Source organism: Pseudonocardia sp. 73-21 (genome assembly GCF_001899645.1).
Classification (GTDB): Bacteria; Actinomycetota; Actinomycetes; order Mycobacteriales; family Pseudonocardiaceae; genus Pseudonocardia.
The window spans coordinates 116,637-133,013 of the sequence record NZ_MKVV01000083.1 but is presented as its reverse complement, the minus strand read 5'-3'; the positions used below and the strand labels follow the sequence as shown (position 1 = coordinate 133,013).

General features: G+C 74.1%; 14 protein-coding genes. 4 read left to right on the top strand and 10 right to left on the bottom strand.

What is annotated here, in order from left to right:
- Positions 1 to 7 precede the first annotated feature (7 nt).
- The gene (gene recQ, locus BGP03_RS26490) at positions 8 to 1,858 is read right to left on the bottom strand and encodes a DNA helicase RecQ (RefSeq protein ID WP_298797686.1); all 1,851 of its coding nucleotides are present in this window, start codon (positions 1,856 to 1,858) and stop codon (positions 8 to 10) included.
- Positions 1,855 to 3,117, bottom strand: coding sequence for an MFS transporter (locus BGP03_RS26485; RefSeq protein ID WP_296369862.1), 1,263 nt, complete (start codon positions 3,115 to 3,117; stop codon positions 1,855 to 1,857). Before BGP03_RS26485 ends, recQ begins: the two co-directional genes overlap by 4 nt.
- Before the next feature lie 57 nt (positions 3,118 to 3,174).
- On the opposite strand from BGP03_RS26485, the gene BGP03_RS26480 reads away from it, so the two are divergent.
- Entirely contained in the window at positions 3,175 to 4,155 is a 981-nt protein-coding gene (locus BGP03_RS26480) for a DUF5937 family protein (RefSeq protein WP_296369860.1), read from the top strand.
- Position 4,156: 1 nt separating this feature from the next.
- On the opposite strand, the gene BGP03_RS26475 is transcribed toward BGP03_RS26480, so the two are convergent.
- From BGP03_RS26475 to BGP03_RS26465, 3 genes are read right to left on the bottom strand one after another with little or no spacing between them, the layout of a single operon-like run.
- Positions 4,157 to 4,879, bottom strand: a complete 723-nt coding sequence (locus tag BGP03_RS26475) for a DUF2071 domain-containing protein (RefSeq protein WP_296369858.1) — start codon at positions 4,877 to 4,879, stop codon at positions 4,157 to 4,159.
- 44 nt (positions 4,880 to 4,923) lie between these two features.
- Complete coding sequence (locus BGP03_RS26470) at positions 4,924 to 6,756, bottom strand: ABC transporter ATP-binding protein (RefSeq protein WP_298797689.1); 1,833 nt, start codon at positions 6,754 to 6,756, stop codon at positions 4,924 to 4,926.
- Positions 6,753 to 8,558, bottom strand: coding sequence for an ABC transporter ATP-binding protein (locus BGP03_RS26465; protein ID WP_298797691.1), 1,806 nt, complete (start codon positions 8,556 to 8,558; stop codon positions 6,753 to 6,755). The genes BGP03_RS26470 and BGP03_RS26465 overlap by 4 nt, the downstream gene beginning before the upstream one ends.
- 94 nt (positions 8,559 to 8,652) lie before the next feature.
- Between BGP03_RS26465 and fgd the strand changes: the two genes are divergently transcribed.
- Together fgd and BGP03_RS26455 are read left to right on the top strand one after the other, a co-directional pair.
- On the top strand, positions 8,653 to 9,654 hold the full coding sequence (fgd, locus tag BGP03_RS26460) for a glucose-6-phosphate dehydrogenase (coenzyme-F420) (RefSeq protein WP_298797693.1): 1,002 nt from the start codon (positions 8,653 to 8,655) through the stop codon (positions 9,652 to 9,654).
- Positions 9,651 to 10,436 carry an enoyl-CoA hydratase-related protein gene (locus tag BGP03_RS26455; protein WP_296369851.1) on the top strand — a complete coding sequence of 262 codons (786 nt, stop codon included), beginning with the start codon at positions 9,651 to 9,653 and terminating at the stop codon, positions 10,434 to 10,436. Before fgd ends, BGP03_RS26455 begins: the two co-directional genes overlap by 4 nt.
- A gap of 57 nt (positions 10,437 to 10,493) precedes the next feature.
- On the opposite strand, the gene BGP03_RS26450 is transcribed toward BGP03_RS26455, so the two are convergent.
- From BGP03_RS26450 to BGP03_RS26430, 5 genes are all read right to left on the bottom strand, one after another.
- Positions 10,494 to 11,306: a BTAD domain-containing putative transcriptional regulator gene (locus BGP03_RS26450; RefSeq protein ID WP_298797695.1), complete on the bottom strand. Its 813-nt coding sequence runs from the start codon at positions 11,304 to 11,306 to the stop codon at positions 10,494 to 10,496.
- 224 nt (positions 11,307 to 11,530) lie between these two features.
- Positions 11,531 to 12,481, bottom strand: coding sequence for an ATP-binding protein (locus tag BGP03_RS26445; RefSeq protein ID WP_298797697.1), 951 nt, complete (start codon positions 12,479 to 12,481; stop codon positions 11,531 to 11,533).
- Positions 12,481 to 13,359 carry an MEDS domain-containing protein gene (locus BGP03_RS26440; RefSeq protein ID WP_298797698.1) on the bottom strand — a complete coding sequence of 293 codons (879 nt, stop codon included), beginning with the start codon at positions 13,357 to 13,359 and terminating at the stop codon, positions 12,481 to 12,483. Before BGP03_RS26440 ends, BGP03_RS26445 begins: the two co-directional genes overlap by 1 nt.
- A gap of 244 nt (positions 13,360 to 13,603) precedes the next feature.
- Positions 13,604 to 15,163, bottom strand: a complete 1,560-nt coding sequence (locus BGP03_RS26435) for an acetolactate synthase large subunit (RefSeq protein ID WP_298797699.1) — start codon at positions 15,161 to 15,163, stop codon at positions 13,604 to 13,606.
- Positions 15,160 to 15,675, bottom strand: a complete 516-nt coding sequence (locus BGP03_RS26430) for an OsmC family protein (RefSeq protein ID WP_296369842.1) — start codon at positions 15,673 to 15,675, stop codon at positions 15,160 to 15,162. Before BGP03_RS26430 ends, BGP03_RS26435 begins: the two co-directional genes overlap by 4 nt.
- A 56-nt stretch (positions 15,676 to 15,731) precedes the next feature.
- Between BGP03_RS26430 and BGP03_RS26425 the strand changes: the two genes are divergently transcribed.
- The gene (locus BGP03_RS26425; protein ID WP_298797701.1) at positions 15,732 to 16,370 is read left to right on the top strand and encodes a CDP-alcohol phosphatidyltransferase family protein; all 639 of its coding nucleotides are present in this window, start codon (positions 15,732 to 15,734) and stop codon (positions 16,368 to 16,370) included.
- Positions 16,371 to 16,377 lie beyond the last annotated feature (7 nt).

The window sequence follows — 16,377 nt, the reverse complement described above, 5'->3', positions numbered from 1 at the left end:
GAACCGGTCAGGGCGCCCCGGGCTCCTCGCCGGCCAGGGTCGACAGGACCCCCTCGCCGTACTTGGCCAGCTTGTTCTCCCCGATCCCGCTGATGGTGCCCAGCTCCGCGAGGGTGGTGGGCATCCGCGTGGCGATCTCGCGCAGCGTGGCGTCGTGGAAGATCACGTACGCGGGCATGCCGCTCTCCTTCGCGGTGGCCCCCCGCCACGCCCGCAGGCGCTCGAACACCGGCGCCGCCCCGGCCGGCATGTCCACCGGCCCCGCTTTCGACGACGGGGCCTTCGACGACGACCGCGACCGGCCGCGGGCCACCTTCTCCGGGTCGCGGCGCATCATCACCTGACGCTCGCCGCGCAGCACCGGCCGGCTGGCCTCGGTGAGCACGAAGGTCTGGTAGGTGCCCTCGACACCGAGCAGGCCCTGCGCCATGAGCTGCCGGACCACCCCCCGCCATTCGCCCTCGCCCAGGTCGGTGCCGACCCCGAAGACGGAGAGCGAGTCGTGGCCGAACTGCTCCACCTTCGCCGTCCTCCTGCCGAGCAGGATGTCGATGATCTGGCCGGCGCCGAACTTCTGGCCGCGCTCGCGGTCGAGCCGGAACACCGTGGAGAGCACCTTCTGCGCCGCCACCGTGCCGTCCCACGACTCGGGCGGGGTGAGGCAGGTGTCGCAGTTGCCACAGGGCGATCCCTGCTGCCCGAAGTAGTTCAGCAGCTGCACCCGGCGGCACTCGACCGTCTCGCAGAGCGCCAGCATCGCGTCGAGGTGCTGGCCCAGGCGCTGCCGGTGGGCGCGGTCGCCCTCCGACTCGTTGATCATCTTGCGCTGCTGCACGACGTCGGCGAGCCCGTAGGCCAGCCACGCCGTGGACGGCAGCCCGTCGCGGCCCGCGCGGCCCGTCTCCTGGTAGTAGCCCTCCACCGACTTGGGCAGGTCCAGGTGCGCGACGAACCGGACGTCGGGCTTGTCGATGCCCATGCCGAACGCGATGGTGGCCACCATGACCACGCCGTCCTCGCGCAGGAACCGCGCCTGGTTGCGCCGGCGCACGGCCGCGTCGAGCCCGGCGTGGTACGGCAGCGCCGGGATGCCCTGGCCCACCAGGAACTCCGCCGTCTGCTCCACGGACTTGCGCGACAGGCAGTAGACGATGCCCGCGTCGCCGGGGTGCTCGGTGCGCAGCAGGTCGAGCAGCTGGCGGCGTGGCTCGTTCTTGGGCGCGATGCGGTACTGGATGTTGGGCCGGTCGAAGCTGGCGACGAAGTGCCGCGCGTCGGAGAGGTTGAGCCGCTGTGCGATCTCCGTGTGCGTGGCCCGCGTGGCCGTGGCCGTCAGCGCGATGCGCGGCACGTCGGGCCAGCGCTCGTGCAGCTGGGAGAGCGCGAGGTAGTCGGGCCGGAAGTCGTGGCCCCACTGCGCCACGCAGTGCGCCTCGTCGATGGCGAACAGTGCGATGGTGCCGCGCTCCAGCAGCCGCAGCGTGGACTCCACCCGCAGCCGCTCCGGGGCCAGGTACAGCAGGTCGAGCTCGCCCGAGCGGTACGCCGCCTCGACGGCGCGGCGCTGCTCGGGATCCTGCGTGGAGTTGAGGAACCCCGCCCGGACGCCCAGCGCGGTGAGCGCGTCGACCTGGTCCTGCATCAGCGCGATCAACGGCGAGACGACGACGCCGACGCCGGGCCGCACGAGCGCGGGGATCTGGTAGCACAGCGACTTGCCGCCGCCGGTGGGCATGAGCACCAGCGCGTCGCCGCCGGAGCAGACGTGCCCGACGATCTCGGCCTGGTCGCCCCGGAACGCGTCGTAGCCGAAGACCCGCTTGAGGACGTCCAGGGGGGCGGTGTCGGCGAGGGTCACGGGCCGATCGTAGGCGGCACCCCCGACGGTCCGGGGCCGAACCGCCCCATGGACACCGGTGGCGCCGTCACGGCCGCGGCGGCGGGGTGGGCGCGGCGCAGGCGCACACCGACGAGCGTGACCGCGGCCAGCCCGCACGCCGCCAGCAGCGGGATCACCGTGGTGACGGGCAACCGTTCCGCGACCGCCCCGGCCGCGGCGAACCCGAGCCCCTGGCTCACCATCGACCCGGCCTGCAGCAGGGTGAACGCCCGGCGCCGGATCTCCTCGGGCACCGTCGCCAGCGCCAGCTGGTCGAGCCCGATGAGGTAGCTGGTGCCCAGCCCGGAGAGCACGAGCAGAGTGATCGCCACCGGGAGCGACGGGGCGAACGCGAACAGCAGCACCGGCACGAACCCGGCCGCCGCCAGCGGGACGACGAGCCGGGTGCGCCGGTCGGCCGCGAGCAGCGACCCGGCGAGCAGCTCCCCGAGCACCGAGCCCACGGGCAGCCCGGTCAGCAGCAGCCCGACGGCCACCGTGCCCCCGCCGATCAGCTGCGCGTACGGGTTGGCCAGCGACTCGGGTGCCACCGCGAAGAACCCGGGCAGCCAGAACATCGCCATGACCGGTCGCATCCCGGGCACGGCCACGAGCGTCCGCAGGGCGTGGATCGGTCCGTCCCCACCGGCCGGGGCGGCCACGGGCGCCCGCCGGCGCGTGCCGAGCCGCAGCACCAGCGCGGAGGCCGCGTAGCCGGCCGCCGCGCCGAGCAGGGCCTCGGTGGGGGTGACGAACACCAGCGCGATCCCGCCGGCCGCGAACCCGACGAGCTGCACGTTCTGCGACACCAGCCGCAGCAGCGAGCGGCCCAGCGCGAAGCCCTCGTCGCCGAGCAGCTCGGGCAGCGACGCCGCGCGGGTGCCCGAGAAGACCGGGTCGATCGAGCCCTTGACCGCCAGCAGCGCGAGCATGGCCGGGATCGGCATGCCGGGCAGCGCCATCACCACCAGCAGCGCCGACGACACCACCTCGCACGCCACGAGGACGTCGCGGCTCGGGCGGCTCCGGCCCACCCCGCCGAGGACCACGGCGCCGATCCCCATGGGCACGAACCCGATCGCGAACGTCAGCGAGGCGAGGAGCGGCGAGGACGTCCGCTGGTAGACGAGCACGGTCAGCGCGACGTCGCCGACGACGATGGCGAGCATCGAGAACACGTGGGCGCCCAGCACGGCGCGGAACTCCCCGCTGCGCAGGACGGTGCGGTAGGTCGGCATGCCCCCAGCGTGAAGGCCGCCCTCGTGCTCTCCCCACGCTTCGGGCACGATCGAAACGTGCCCCTCGGCCTGCGGTTCGACACCAGCGACGTCCTGGGGCTGCGGTTCGCACGGTCGCCGCTGTGGGAGACGATGGAGGCGCTGCGGGTCACCCGCGAGCCGCGGCGGCAGGCCTACCACCTGTCGTGGCTGCGCACCCTGGACCTGCGCGCACTCGCCCCCGCGGCGGAGGTCCTCGGGCCGCTGGTTCCCCGGCCCGGTTCCACCCCCGACTTCATCACCCCCATCCCGACCGGCCCCACCACCGGGATCGACGACGACCTGGCCACCGTCGCGGCCACGCCGCTCGAGCAGGTGGTGCACGACCTGGCGGAGGGGCTGCGGCACCCGAGGGCGGCGTCGCGCACGCTGGCCGGGGTGCGCCGCCTGCTGGCCGATCCGGCGCGGAGCCTGGAGCGGATCGTCGCCGCCCAGCGCACCTGCTGGGAGATCCTGATCCGGCCGTTCTGGGCCACGATCGACGACCTGCTCGCCGCCGACATCGCCCACCGCGCCGCCGCGCTGGCCACGAGCGGGCTGGGCTCGGTGCTGAACGGCCTGCACCGTGAGGTCGGGTGGGCCGACGACATGCTGGTGTACGGCGGCAGCGCGCACGGCACCACCGACGACGTGCGTGGCCGTGGGCTGGTGCTGATCCCGAGCGTCTTCGTCTGGCCGGACATGGTGGCCATCACCGACCCGCCCGTGCAGCCGACCCTGTTCTACCCCGTCCGCGGGGTGGGCACCCTGTGGCCGCCGGCGCCCGCCCGCGACCCCGGCGCACTCGGCGATCTGGTGGGCGCGACCCGCGCCGCGCTGCTGCAGGCCCTCACCGAGGAGGCCTCGACGAGCACGCTGGCCCGTCGCATCGGGCTCGGCCTGCCCACCACGTCGACGCACCTGAAGGTGCTGCGTGAGAACGGCCTGGTCACCTCCCGCCGGGCCGGGCGGGAGGTGCTGCACCGCCGCACCGCGCTGGGCGCCGCGATCTCCGGGTAGTTCAGCGGCGGGGGAGGGCGAACTCCACCGGGACGCCGTCGCTGAACGCCACGTGGTCCGGCGGACGCGCCGCCAGATGGCCCAGGCCCACGCTTTCCACCAGGCCGTCGTGCAGGTCCAGCACCTCGGCGTGGCGCAGGGGCCAGGCGGGGTGCTGGTTGGGCACGTACCAGGTGCGGCCCAGGTGCTCGACGTGCAGGCCCCAGCGGGCGGTGAGGAAGCGCTCCAGCGGACCGGCCGGCATCGGTGCCCCGGCGCGGACCCGGATCCGGCTGCTCGCCGACACCCCCGGCCACCGCAGCCGTGCCTCGTAGCCGTGCACGGCGCCGACCTGCCGGTGGCGCATCCGGGCCCAGCGGTATGGCAGGCCGAACACCGCACGGGCGCCCGCGACCACCACCGCGCGGTCGGCGTCGAGGCTGCGGAACACGATGCCGCGCCGGCCCGTGTCATCGACGGAGTACAGACGCACATTGGTCTCGAGGAACGTGCCCGCCCACGGCACCGCGGGGCCGTGCGCGAACCCGGCCCCGACCATCCGGAACGGGATCAGCCCGACGTACGTGCGCCCGTCGATGACGTCGGGCCGCACGCCCGGTGGCATGAACCGCGCCACGGTCGCCGGGTCGACCGCCCAGTGCAGGAACGACAGGTCGCGCCACTGCTGGCGCATCATGTGCGGGCGCGGCAGGGACGGGGCGAGCACGCTGACGGGGTCGTCCACCCTGTCAGCCTGCCCGCCCCCGCCCGCCCCGGCGAGGTGGATCCTCAGGCGAGCGACGCACGCCACGCCGCGTGCAGGTCGGCGAACTCGCCCGCCCCCGCCAGCAGCTGCTCCGGCGACCCGTCCTGCACCACCCGGCCGTCGGCCATCACCAGCACGCGGTCGGCGATGAGCACCGTGGACAGGCGGTGGGCGATGATCAGCGCCGTCCGTCCGGCCAGCACCGTCTCCAGTGCCGCCTGCACCGCCCGCTCGCTCGGCACGTCCAGCGACGACGTGGCCTCGTCGAGCAGGACGACGGCCGGGTCGGCCAGCACCACCCGCGCCAGCGACACCAGCTGCCGCTGCCCGGCCGACAGGCGTCCGCCGCGCTTGCGCACGTCGGTGTCGAAGCCGTCGGGCAGGGCCTCGACGAACCCGCGCGCCCCCACCGCCCCGGTCGCGGCGACGATCTCCTCCCGCGTGGCCGACGGGCGGCCCATGGCCACGTTGTCGGCCACCGACCCGGAGAACAGGAACGCGTCCTGCGTGATCATCACCAGCGCGGAGCGGAGGTCGGTGTCGGCGACGTCGCGCAGGTCGACCCTGTCGAGCCGGACGGCGCCCTCGGTGGGGTCGTAGAAGCGGGCCGCGAGCTTGGCCAGCGTCGACTTGCCCGCGCCCGTGGCCCCGACCAGCGCCACCGTCTGCCCGGCCGGCACGCGCAGCGAGAACCGCGGCAGGATCTCGCGCGTGGTCGCCCGCGCGTAGGCGAACCGGACCTCCTCGAAGGCGAGCTCGCCCCGCACCGGTACGGGCAGAGCCACCGGCGTGGCGGGCTCGGGCACCCCGGCCGGGGTGTCGAGCACCGAGGAGATCTTCTCCAGCGCCGCGGCCGCCGACTGGTAGGCGTTGAAGAACTGCGCCAGGTCGTCGAGCGGGTCGTAGAAGCGGCGCAGGTAGAGCAGGAACGCCGTGAGGGCCCCCAGCTGCAGGTCGCCGCCCACCACGCGCAGCCCGCCCACCAGAAGCACGACGGCGAGCGTCACGTTGCCGACGAGCCGCAGGAACCCCACGTACCAGGCGACGGTGACGAACGCGTCGGCGTTGGCGTCGCGGTAGGCGCCGCTGAGCCCGTCCATGATCTGGTCGCTGCGCTTCTCCCGGCGGAACGCCTGGACGGCGCGGATGCCGTTCATCGACTCCACGAAGTGCACGATCAGCCGGGCCACCGTGGTGCGGGTGAGCCGGTAGCTCGCCCGCGACCGCCGCTGGAACCAGCGGGTCAGGAACACCAGCGGCACGAAGCCCAGCAGCACGATCGCCGCCAGCACCGGGTCCAGCCAGATCAGCAGCACCGAGATGCCGACGAGCGACAGGACGGCGCCCAGCAGCCCATCGAGGCCCTTCTCCAGCAGGTCGTTGAGGGAGTCGAGGTCGCTCGTCAGGCGCGAGATCAGCCGGCCGGACGTGTAGGACTCGTGGAAGTCCAGCGACAGCCGCTGCCCGTGGGCGAACACCCGACGCCGGATCTCCAGCAGCACGTCCTGCCCGACCCGCCCGGACAGCGCCAGGAACGCCGCGCGCAGGACCGCCGCCCCGATGCCGGTGGCGGCGTATCCGCCGATCGCCCAGGCCAGCGGGCCGAGGTCGCCGCGCAGCGCGGCCGGTACGCCGGTGTCGATGGCCCCGGCCACCAGCAGCGGCCCGGCCAGCATGACCGCGTTCTCGGCGACGAGCAGCACCACCGCCCAGAACACCGCGCGACGGTGGGGCCGCACGAGGTCGCCCACCAGCGCGCGGGCCTGCTGCTGCAGCTTCAGCCCGGCGCTCGTGGAGACGACATCGGCCTCCTCGTCCTCGTCGGCGACTCCCCGCCAGTCCGTCCCGGTACTCATGTCCGCACCTCGTCCAGGCTCGACACCAGCGCCCGGTAGGCCGGGTCGGTGGCGAGCAGCTCGCTGTGGTCGCCCACGGCCGTGATCCGGCCGTCCTGCAGCATCGCGACGCGGTCGGCCAGCTGCACCGTCGACGGCCGGTGCGCCACGACGAGCGCCGTGACGCCGCCCAGCACCCGCCGCAGCGCGCCCTCGACCTCCGCCTCGGTGTGCACGTCGAGCGCCGAGAGCGGGTCGTCCAGGACCAGCACGGGCGGGCGCCCGAGCACCGCCCGCGCGAGCGCGAGACGCTGCCGCTGGCCGCCCGAGAGCGACATGCCCTGCTCGCCGATGCGGGTGTCGAGGCCCCACGGCAGCGCGGCCACGAACCCGTCGGCGCTGGCGATCCGCAGTGCGCCCCACACGTCCTCGTCGGTGTAGGTGCTCGGGCCCGCAGGCGACCCTCCGGTCGCGTCGGGAACACCGAGCGCCACGTTCTCCCGCACGCTCGCCGAGATCAGCACCGGGTCCTCGAACGCCGTGGCGACGGCCGTGCGCAGGTCGCCCAGCCGCACGTCGCGGACGTCGACGCCGTCGAGCAGCACCGCGCCGCCGGTGACGTCGTAGAGCCGGGGGACCAGCGCCGTCAGCGTGGTCTTGCCCGATCCCGTGGCCCCGACCAGCGCCATCGTCTCCCCGGGGGCGACCGTGAGATCCACCCCTCGCAGGATCTCGCGGTCGCCCCCGGGGTAGGTGAAGTGCACGTCGCGCAGCACCAGCTCGCCGCGCACGGGCGTGAGCAGGGACCGCGGCGCCGCGGGGTCGACGATCGCCGGCACGACGTCGCGCACCTCCCAGTAGCGGGTGGTGGCCGCGGCGGCGTTGCTCGCCTCGGCCAGCAGGTACCCGATCGACGCGATCGGCCAGTAGAGGTAGGTGAGCACGGACACCGCGGCCACGAGCGTGCCGAGCGTCAGCGATCCGTGCGCCACGCCGTACGCGCCGACGCCGAGGATGGCGGCGATGGCGATCTCGGGCAGCAGGATCAGCACCGCCCACAGCGCGGCGAGCAGCCGCACCTTGAGCAGCTCCGTGCCGCGCAGCCCGCGGGCCTCGGCCATGAACCGGGCCGTCAGCTCGCGGCCGCGGCCCAGCGACTTGAGCACCCGGATGCCCAGCGCCGACTCCTCGACGACGGTGGCGAGGTCGCCGCCCTGGTCCTGGGCGCGCCGCGCCTCGCGGGAGTAGCGGCGTTCCAGGGCGAGCGTCAGCACCGTCAACGGCACGGCGGTGACCCCCACGACCAGCCCCAGCCACGGCGAGAGCCACAGCAGCACGCCGATGCCCACCGCCAGCGTCACGCCGTTGACCACGAGGAAGATCCCGGAGAACGCCACGAACCAGCGGATGGTGGTGAGATCGGTCGTGGCGCGCGAGAGCAGCTGCCCCGACGCCCACCGGTCGTGGAACGCGACCGGCAGCCGCTGCAGGTGCGCGAACAGGTCGGCGCGCATCGTGGCCTCGATGCGGTTGCTGGGCCGGGCCACCAGCATCCGGCGCAGGAGGATCAGGCCGGCCTCGGCCAGCCCGAACGCGAGCACACCGAGGACGAGCCAGGGCAGCGTCGTCAGGTCGCCGTGGGCCACAGGTCCGTCCACGATGGACCGGGTCCAGAGCGGGACGGCCAGCCCGGCCAGGGTGGCGACGAGTGCGGCGAGGCCGCTCCCGATCAGAGGTAGTCGATGGGGCGCGATGTAGGGACCGAGTCGGCGCAGCGCGGCAGTCGTGGAGCCGTGGTGGCCGGAGGGGGGTTCTGTGCTCATGGCTCGATCGACGGTACGAGCATCCGCGCCGCGGCGCATGCGAGTTCGGGGTGGCAGGCTAGGGGCCGATACTTCTCGATGGAAGGCAGGGATCGTGGCGTTGCGGATCGGCTACAAGGCCTCGGCGGAGCAGTTCGGGCCGCGCGAGCTGGTGGAGTACGCGGTGCGGGCCGAGGAGGTCGGGCTCGACAGCGCGGTGGTGTCGGACCACTTCCTGCCGTGGCGCCACGAGGGCGGTCACGCCCCGTCGGCCACGGCGTGGATCACGGCGGTGGGGGAGCGCACCTCCCGCATCCAGCTCGGCACGTCGGTGCTGACGCCGACGTTCCGCTACAACCCGGCCGTGCTCGCGCAGACGTGGGCCACGCTGGGCCTGCTCTACCCGGGCCGGATCATGCTCGGTGTCGGCACCGGTGAGGCGCTCAACGAGATCGCCGTGTCGGGGCGCGAGTGGCCCGAGTTCAAGGAGCGCTTCGCCCGGCTGCGCGAGGCCGTGGTGCTGATGCGCAGGCTCTGGACCGAGGAGGACGTGTCCTTCGAGGGCGAGTACTACACGCTGGTCAACGCCACGATCTACGACAAGCCCGAGACGCCGATCCCGATCTACGTGGCCGCGGGCGGCCCGATGGTGGCCCGCTACGCCGGCCGCGCGGGCGACGGGTTCATCTGCACCTCCGGCAAGGGCATGGAGCTCTACACCGAGAAGCTGGTGCCGTCGGTGGCCGAGGGCGCGGAGAAGGCCGAGCGCGATCCCGCCGACATCGACCACATGATCGAGATCAAGATGTCCTACGACCGCGACAAGGACGCGGCGCTGGAGAACTGCCGGTTCTGGGCGCCCCTGTCGCTCACCCAGGAGCAGAAGCACAGCGTCGACTCGGCCACGGAGATGGAGCGGCTCGCCGACGAGCTGCCCATCGAGCAGGTCGCGAAGCGCTGGATCGTCGCCTCGGACCCCGACGACGCGCTCGCGCAGATCAAGCCCTACGTCGACGCCGGGCTCACCCACCTCGTGTTCCACGGCCCGGGCCACGACCAGGAGCGCTTCCTCACCCAGTTCTCCGAGGACGTGCTGCCGAAGCTGCGTGAGCTGTGACCACGCAGCCGGACGTCGAGACGCCCGCGGTCGTCCAGGACGGGCGGGTGCTGCGGGCGCGGGTGGCCCGCGGCCGCCACGGCACCCTCGACGGCGACGCGCTGCCGGTGATCGAGGCGGCCCTGCGGGCCCTCGACCCGGCCGAGACGGGTGCCGTGCTGCTGGTCAGCGAGGGCGCCAGCTTCTGCACCGGCGGTGACGTCCGCGCCTTCGCCTCCGCCGAGGACCGCGGAGCCTACGTGCGCGCGCTCGCCGACGCGTTCCACCGGTTCGTCGTCGCGGTGGTCGAGTGCCCCGTGCCCGTGGTGGTCGGGGTGCCCGGCTGGGCGGCCGGTGCGGGCCTGTCCATCGTCTGCGCGGCCGACCTCGCGGTGGCGGGCCGTTCCACGCACGTCCGCCCGGCCTACCCGGGCATCGGCTTCTCCCCGGACGGCGGGATGAGCTGGACGCTGCCGCGCATCGTCGGCACGGGCCGCGCCCGCCACATCCTGCTCACCGACCAGGTCCTCGACGCCGAGGCCGCGCTGGCCGCCGGCATCGTCACGGCCGTGGTCGACGACGCCGACGTCACGGCCGAGGCCGAGGCCACGGCGCGCCGGATCGCCCAGGGCCCGACGGCGGCGCTGGGCCGGATCAAGAGACTGCTGGCCGTCTCCCCGGACAACGCGCTGGCCGCCCACCTGGAGCTGGAGGCGGCGTCGATCTCGGCGAGCGCCGCCGGACCGGAGGGCGCTGAGGGGCTGACGGCGTTCACGGAGAAGCGGCCGCCGCGATTCCACTGAGGACGGACGAAGGGCCCCGGTCGTGCGACCGGGGCCCTTCGTCGTGGAGAAGCGGGACTAGCGGGTGCTGCCACCCGCGACGAGCCGGCGCGTGGTGCCGCCGCCCCGGACCGAGCGCAGGCCGGGCAGCTGCACGGCCGAGCGCGGCATGACCCGGCGGGCGCGCAGCACGGGCCAGGCGGGGGCGGGCGGGAACAGCCCGTCGAGGCCGGTGGGGGTGGGGCCGCCGACGCTCGAGCGCAGCAGCTCCTGGTACTCGTCGTAGGCCGCGACGGCGGCGGCGACGTCACCCTGGGCCAGGTGGGCCTCGATGAGCACCCGCCGGGCGCTCTCGCGGCTCGGAGCGGTCTTGACGGCGATCTCGGCCATCTCGACGGCGGCGGCGTAGCGACCGGCCGCCGAGAGGCGCAGGCTGCGCTCCTCCACGGCGTGCAGGCGCAGCTGGCGGAACCGCTCGCGTTCGATCTCGAGCCACGCGGCGGTCCAGCCGGGCAGGATGTCGACGTCGAGGACGGAGGTGTCGGTGACGGCATCGGCCGCGATGCCGGGAAGCGCCCGGATCAGGGCCATGGCCTCGGCGAGGTCGACCTCGACGTCCGCGGCGAGCGCGAGGGGCGCGGACGTGCCGTCGGCGCCGTCGGCGCCGTCGAGGAGGCCCGGTACGTCGACACCGTCGACGGCCTCGTCGAGCAGCCGGAGGGCGGCCGCGGCGTCGACGCCGGGCCAGAGGTCGGCGGCCAACGCGGCGCGCGGCTGCGGGCGCGGGTGGACGGCCAGGTAGGCCACCAGGCGCCGCGAGTCGACGCCGAGCGGGACGGCCGCGCTGCCGTCGGTGAGGGTGAACGCGCCGAGCACGGTGACGCGGCACATGCCGGCATCGACGTGGTGCGCCTGAGTCGTGCGAGATCGTCGCTGATCGTCAGACATACTTTTCCCAAGTGAGTGGTCGTGCCCGTGTGGTGACCCGAATGCAGCCTCCTGGCGCCGAGTCCGCAGAGAAGTGTTCTCCTGGTCACGGGTGTTGCCAAGGGGCATCTGCGTCACAGTTCGGGCGAGAACTCGGCCGTCCGGGTGACGCTCTGCTGCGACAATACTCACGGTGTGGCACGCATCCGGACGTGGGTGCCGGTGCGGTCCGGCCAGACGTGGAGCGAGTCACAGAGCTGGCGGGCGATCCACACCCCGCGTCCCCGGGCCTCGGACGGGTGCGGCGCGCGCAGGCCCGGCATCGGGTCGCGGAGCGAGCCCGCGTCCTGGATCTCGAAGACGAACCCGTCGGCCGCCTCCCAGACGCTGATCAACGCCTCGCCCGTGCCGTGTTCGACGGCGTTGGTGGCCACCTCGTTGACCGCGAGGACCACGTCCTCGGCGCGGTCGCGCCCGTAGCCGTGGGCCAGCAGCGACCGCTCGACCGTGGCCCGGACCTCGTTGAGCTGCCAGGCCCCGAACACCATCCGCGTGTCCGGGGCACCCAGCAGCACCGGCGCGGGAGCGGGCCGCTCGGCCAGCACCTCGCGCGGCGCCCGGTGGTCGGGGTTGTGCCGGGGCCCGTCGCGGTGCAGCAGCAGCGGGTGGTTGCGCCGCGCGCCGTCGACGACCTCCAGGTGCAGCGGCATCTCCGGGAAGAAGCACGTGAGGTGCACCGGCAGATCGGACAGGGCGATGTTCATGGCCGCGTCGAGCTCGGTCCAGAAGCTGCCGTCGTGGCCGTCGAACCGGTTCCAGTGCTCGGTGACGACGGTGACCGGGCCGAAGGAGAGCGTGAGCTCGCGCAGCTGCCGGGCCCGGCGCGCGGCCAGCGTCTGGCCGGAGCCGCCGTCGTTGCCCTCCGGTGGGGCGAGCTGCAGCAGGCCCGGAAGGCTGCCGAACGCGTCGTAGACGGCCTCCGTCGTGGCCGGCCGCAGCGCCACCGCCACCGGCCGCCCGTGCGCCAGCCCGGCCGTGACCAGCGGGAGCAGCTGCTCCAGGAGGTCGTGGTCGGAGCTGTGGAACCCGGCGACGTGGGTGAGCAGGGGGGACGGCGTGCGGGTGTTCTTGATCTCCATCAGGCCTCCGTCGCCTCGACGACGAGCTGCTCGGCGAACGGTGCGCCACAGCGGTCGAGCACCCGGACGACCCGGGGCCGCACGCCGGTGAGCACCAGCCGGTGGGTGCTGGGGAACTCCTCGGCCGCGTGCACCAGGCCCACCGCGCCGGCCACGTCGACGAACCGCAGCGAGGACAGGTCGAGCGTGATGTCGGTGGGTGCGGAGTGCGACCGCAGCGCGCTGTCGAGGGTGGCGAGGAGCAGGCGGCGGATCTGCAGCCGGTTGCTGTGGTCGATCTCGCCGGCCAGCCGCACCGCGGCCGGGCCGCTGTGGGTGATGCGCAGGAGCGTGTCGTCGTAGACCGCCGGGCTGACCAGCTCGATCTCGTGGACGCTGCGCATGGCCTCGACGGCGGCGTCGTCGAAGTAGCGGCGGTCGTAGCGGCACAGCAGCCTCGCGGTGGGGTGGCCCCGGAAGAGCTGCTCGGCCATCTGCTCGAAGGCGACGACCTTCTCCAGGCCGCCCTCGCGCATGAGCCCGGGGCCGGACTCACCGGCGAGGCGCAGGCCGGGCCAGCCTTCGGCTGCCGTCTCGTCGATCTGGCCGGTCAGGATGTCGCCGATCGACTCGATCGATCCGGCCAGCGCCGAGCGCGTGGCCTCCGTGGGCACGACGACCAGCTGACCGTTCTCCATGGCGTGGCGGACGCAGGTGCGGTCCTCGGAGAGGCGGCGCATCACCAGGTCGGCGGACTCGTCCTCGAAGTAGACGACCCGGTCCCCGGCCTCGAGGCCGCAGGACACCCACGCGGCGGTGACCTCCCACAGGTGCTCGTCACTGTCCGGAATGACGCAGGCGTGATCGACGAGGGTCAGATCCTCGATCGCTCTCGTCACGGCCCACCCCACCGACACCTGATCGTGGGTTCACGTCGGGGGCGCCTCTCCGCCCCGTGAGCTGGGCGGGAACGCAGCGTGAACCTGGGGACACTCTACGTCTGCCACCCGGGGGGCCCACCCGGCCGGGGCGGGGGTCGCGCGGTGAAGCGCTGATCGTCCGCGACGAACGGTGATGGATCGTGCAGATGAACGTGCGGAAGCACGTTACGACACGCGATGCAGGTGCCCGTTCACCGTGTGTTCACCCCACCAGCGGGGGCACCATCGCCTCGATCAGGTGCGGCCCGGGCTCCCTGCCGGCCCGGGTGAGCGCGGCGGCGAGCGCCTCGGCCGTCGCCACGCGTTCGGCGGGCACCCCCATGCCCGTCGCCAGCGCGACGAAGTCCAGCCGGGGGCCACCGATGTCGAGCAGGGAACGCGATCTCGAGCCGGCACCGGCGGGAGCCGACGCCCCGACGGCCAGCAGCTCGCCCCGCAGGATCGCGTACGCCGCGTTGTTGTAGACGACGGTGGTGACGTCGAGCCCCTCGCGCGCGTGGGTCCACAGCGCGGAGATCGTGTACATGGCGCTCCCGTCGGCCTGCAGGCACCACACGGGCCGGTCCGGGCAGGCGACCGCGGCACCGGTGGCGGCGGGCAGGCCGTAGCCGATCGCGCCGCCGGTGAGGGTGAGCCAGTCGTGGCGTGGGGCGCCGGCCGTGGCTCCGGGCAGCCCCAGCCCGGACGTGATCGCCTCGTCGACGACGATCGCGCCCTCGGGCAGCAGCGCCCCGACGACGGCGGCGGCGCTCGCCACGGTGAGCTCGCCCGTCGGCAGGTCCGGACGGGCGGCGGCAGCGGGCGTGGCGCTGGTGCCCGGCGCGACCAGGTCGGCGAGGTCCACCAGGGCGTCGGTGGCGAGCCCCTCGCGGACCACCACCTCGTGCACGGCGCAGCCGTCGGGCACGAGGTCGCCCCGCTTGCCGGGGTAGGCGAAGAAGGTGACGGGGGACCGGGCCCCGACCAGCACGATGTGGGCCGCCCCGCGCAGCTGGTGCACCGCCTGCTCGGCGGCGTAGCCCAGGCGGTTCACCGGCGCGACGCCCGCGCCGCGCTCCAGCCGGGTGGGGAACGTCTCGGCGAGCAGCCGGGCGCCCGTGGCGGCGGCGATCCGGTTCGCGGCGGCGAGCCCGTCGGCGCGGGTGGCGTCGCCCCCGATCAGCAGGACGCACGGGTCGCCGGAGGTCAGGACGTCGGCGGCGGCCTTGATCGCCTCCGGCTCGGCGGCGGCGCGGGCGGGTACCGGGTGGGGCCGGCTGGGGGAGCCGCCGTCCGACCAGCTCGCGTCGGCCGGCAGCACGAGCGTCGCGATCGTCCCGGCCCGGGCCGCCGCCACGGCCGCGGCGGCGTCCGCGCCGACCTCGGCGGCCGACCCGGTGTGGCGCAGCCAGCCCGACACCGACCCGGCGACGGCGGCGATGTCGGACTGCAGCGGTGCGTCGTAGCGGGCGTGGAACGTGGCGTGGTCGCCCACGACGTTGACCAGCGGCGTGCCGGCCCGCCGGGCGTTGTGCAGGTTGGCCAGGCCGTTGCCCAGGCCGGGCCCGAGGTGCAGCAGCGTGGCGGCGGGCCGGTCGGCCATGCGGCCGTAGCCGTCGGCCGCACCGGTGGCGACGCCCTCGAACAGGGTCAGGACCGCACGCATCTCCGGTACCCCGTCGAGCGCGGCGACGAAGTGCATCTCCGACGTGCCGGGGTTGGCGAAGCAGACGTCGACGCCGCTCGCGACGAGGGAGTGCAGGAGTGCGTGCGCGCCGTTCATGCTGCTGCGGGCGTCTTCACGGTGACGGTGGTGGTGGGGGAGTTGACGATCGTCTGCAGCACCACGCAGTAGCGCTCGGTCAGCTTCATCAGCAGTGCGATCTTGTCGGCGTCGGCCGTGGTGTCCAGGTCGAAGGTCAGGCGGATGTCGCGGAAACCCACCGGTGCCTCCTTGTCGACGCCCAGGGTGCCGCGGAAGTCGAGGTCGCCCTCCGCGTGCAGGGTGCCGCTCACGTCGATCTCCAGCGACGTGGCCACCGCACGCATCGTGACGCCGGCGCAGGCCACGAGCGCCTCGAGCAGCATGTCGCCCGAGCACAGCTGCATGCCGTCGCCGCCGGTGGCGGGGTGCAGGCCGGCCTCGACCAGCGCGGTGGCGGTGGTGACGCGGCAGGCGATGCCGGTGCCGTCGAGCTCACCGTCGGCCTTGAGGGTGACCACCGCGGAGGTGGGGTCCGACTTGTACTGCTCCTTGAGGGGGCCCTGGATGCCCTTGAGCGTCGTTGCGTCCATGCGGTTCATCGTGCCTCCCGGTCGGGCCCCGCGCACGCGGCAGTACCGTGCGCCCCGTGGCCAGCAGCGACGAGAGCCGCGACAACCGTGTTCTGACGATCCCCAACCTGCTCAGTGTGCTGCGCCTGCTCGGCGTTCCGCTGTTCGTGTGGTTGCTCATCGGGCCCCGCCCGGACGGGTTCGCCGTCCGGGACGTCTGGGCGATCGTCGTGCTGGCCGTCGGCGGCATCACCGACTGGCTCGACGGGAAGCTCGCCCGCCTGCTGGACCAGTACAGCCGGCTCGGTGCCCTGCTCGACCCCGCCGTCGACCGGCTCTACATCCTCGCCGCGCTGGTGGCGCTGGCCGTGCGCGACGTCATCCCCTGGTGGGGCGTGGCGCTGCTCGTGGGCCGCGACCTCGTGCTGGGGGTCTGCGTGCTCGTGCTGCGCCGCCGCGGGTACGGGCCGTTCGTCGTCACCTACCTCGGCAAGGCCGCCACCTTCCTGCTGCTGTACGCGTTCCCGCTGCTGCTGGCGGGGCTGGGCAGCGGGTGGTTCTCCGACATCTGCCGCCCGCTGGGCTACGCGTTCGCCGTCTGGGGCACCGGGCTCTACCTCTACACCGGGGCGCTCTACACGGCCGAGTTCGTGCTGGCGCTGCGCCACCCCGTCCGCCCCGGGGCCGCGACCGGCCCGGCCCCGTCCGGTGGCTAGGCTCCCC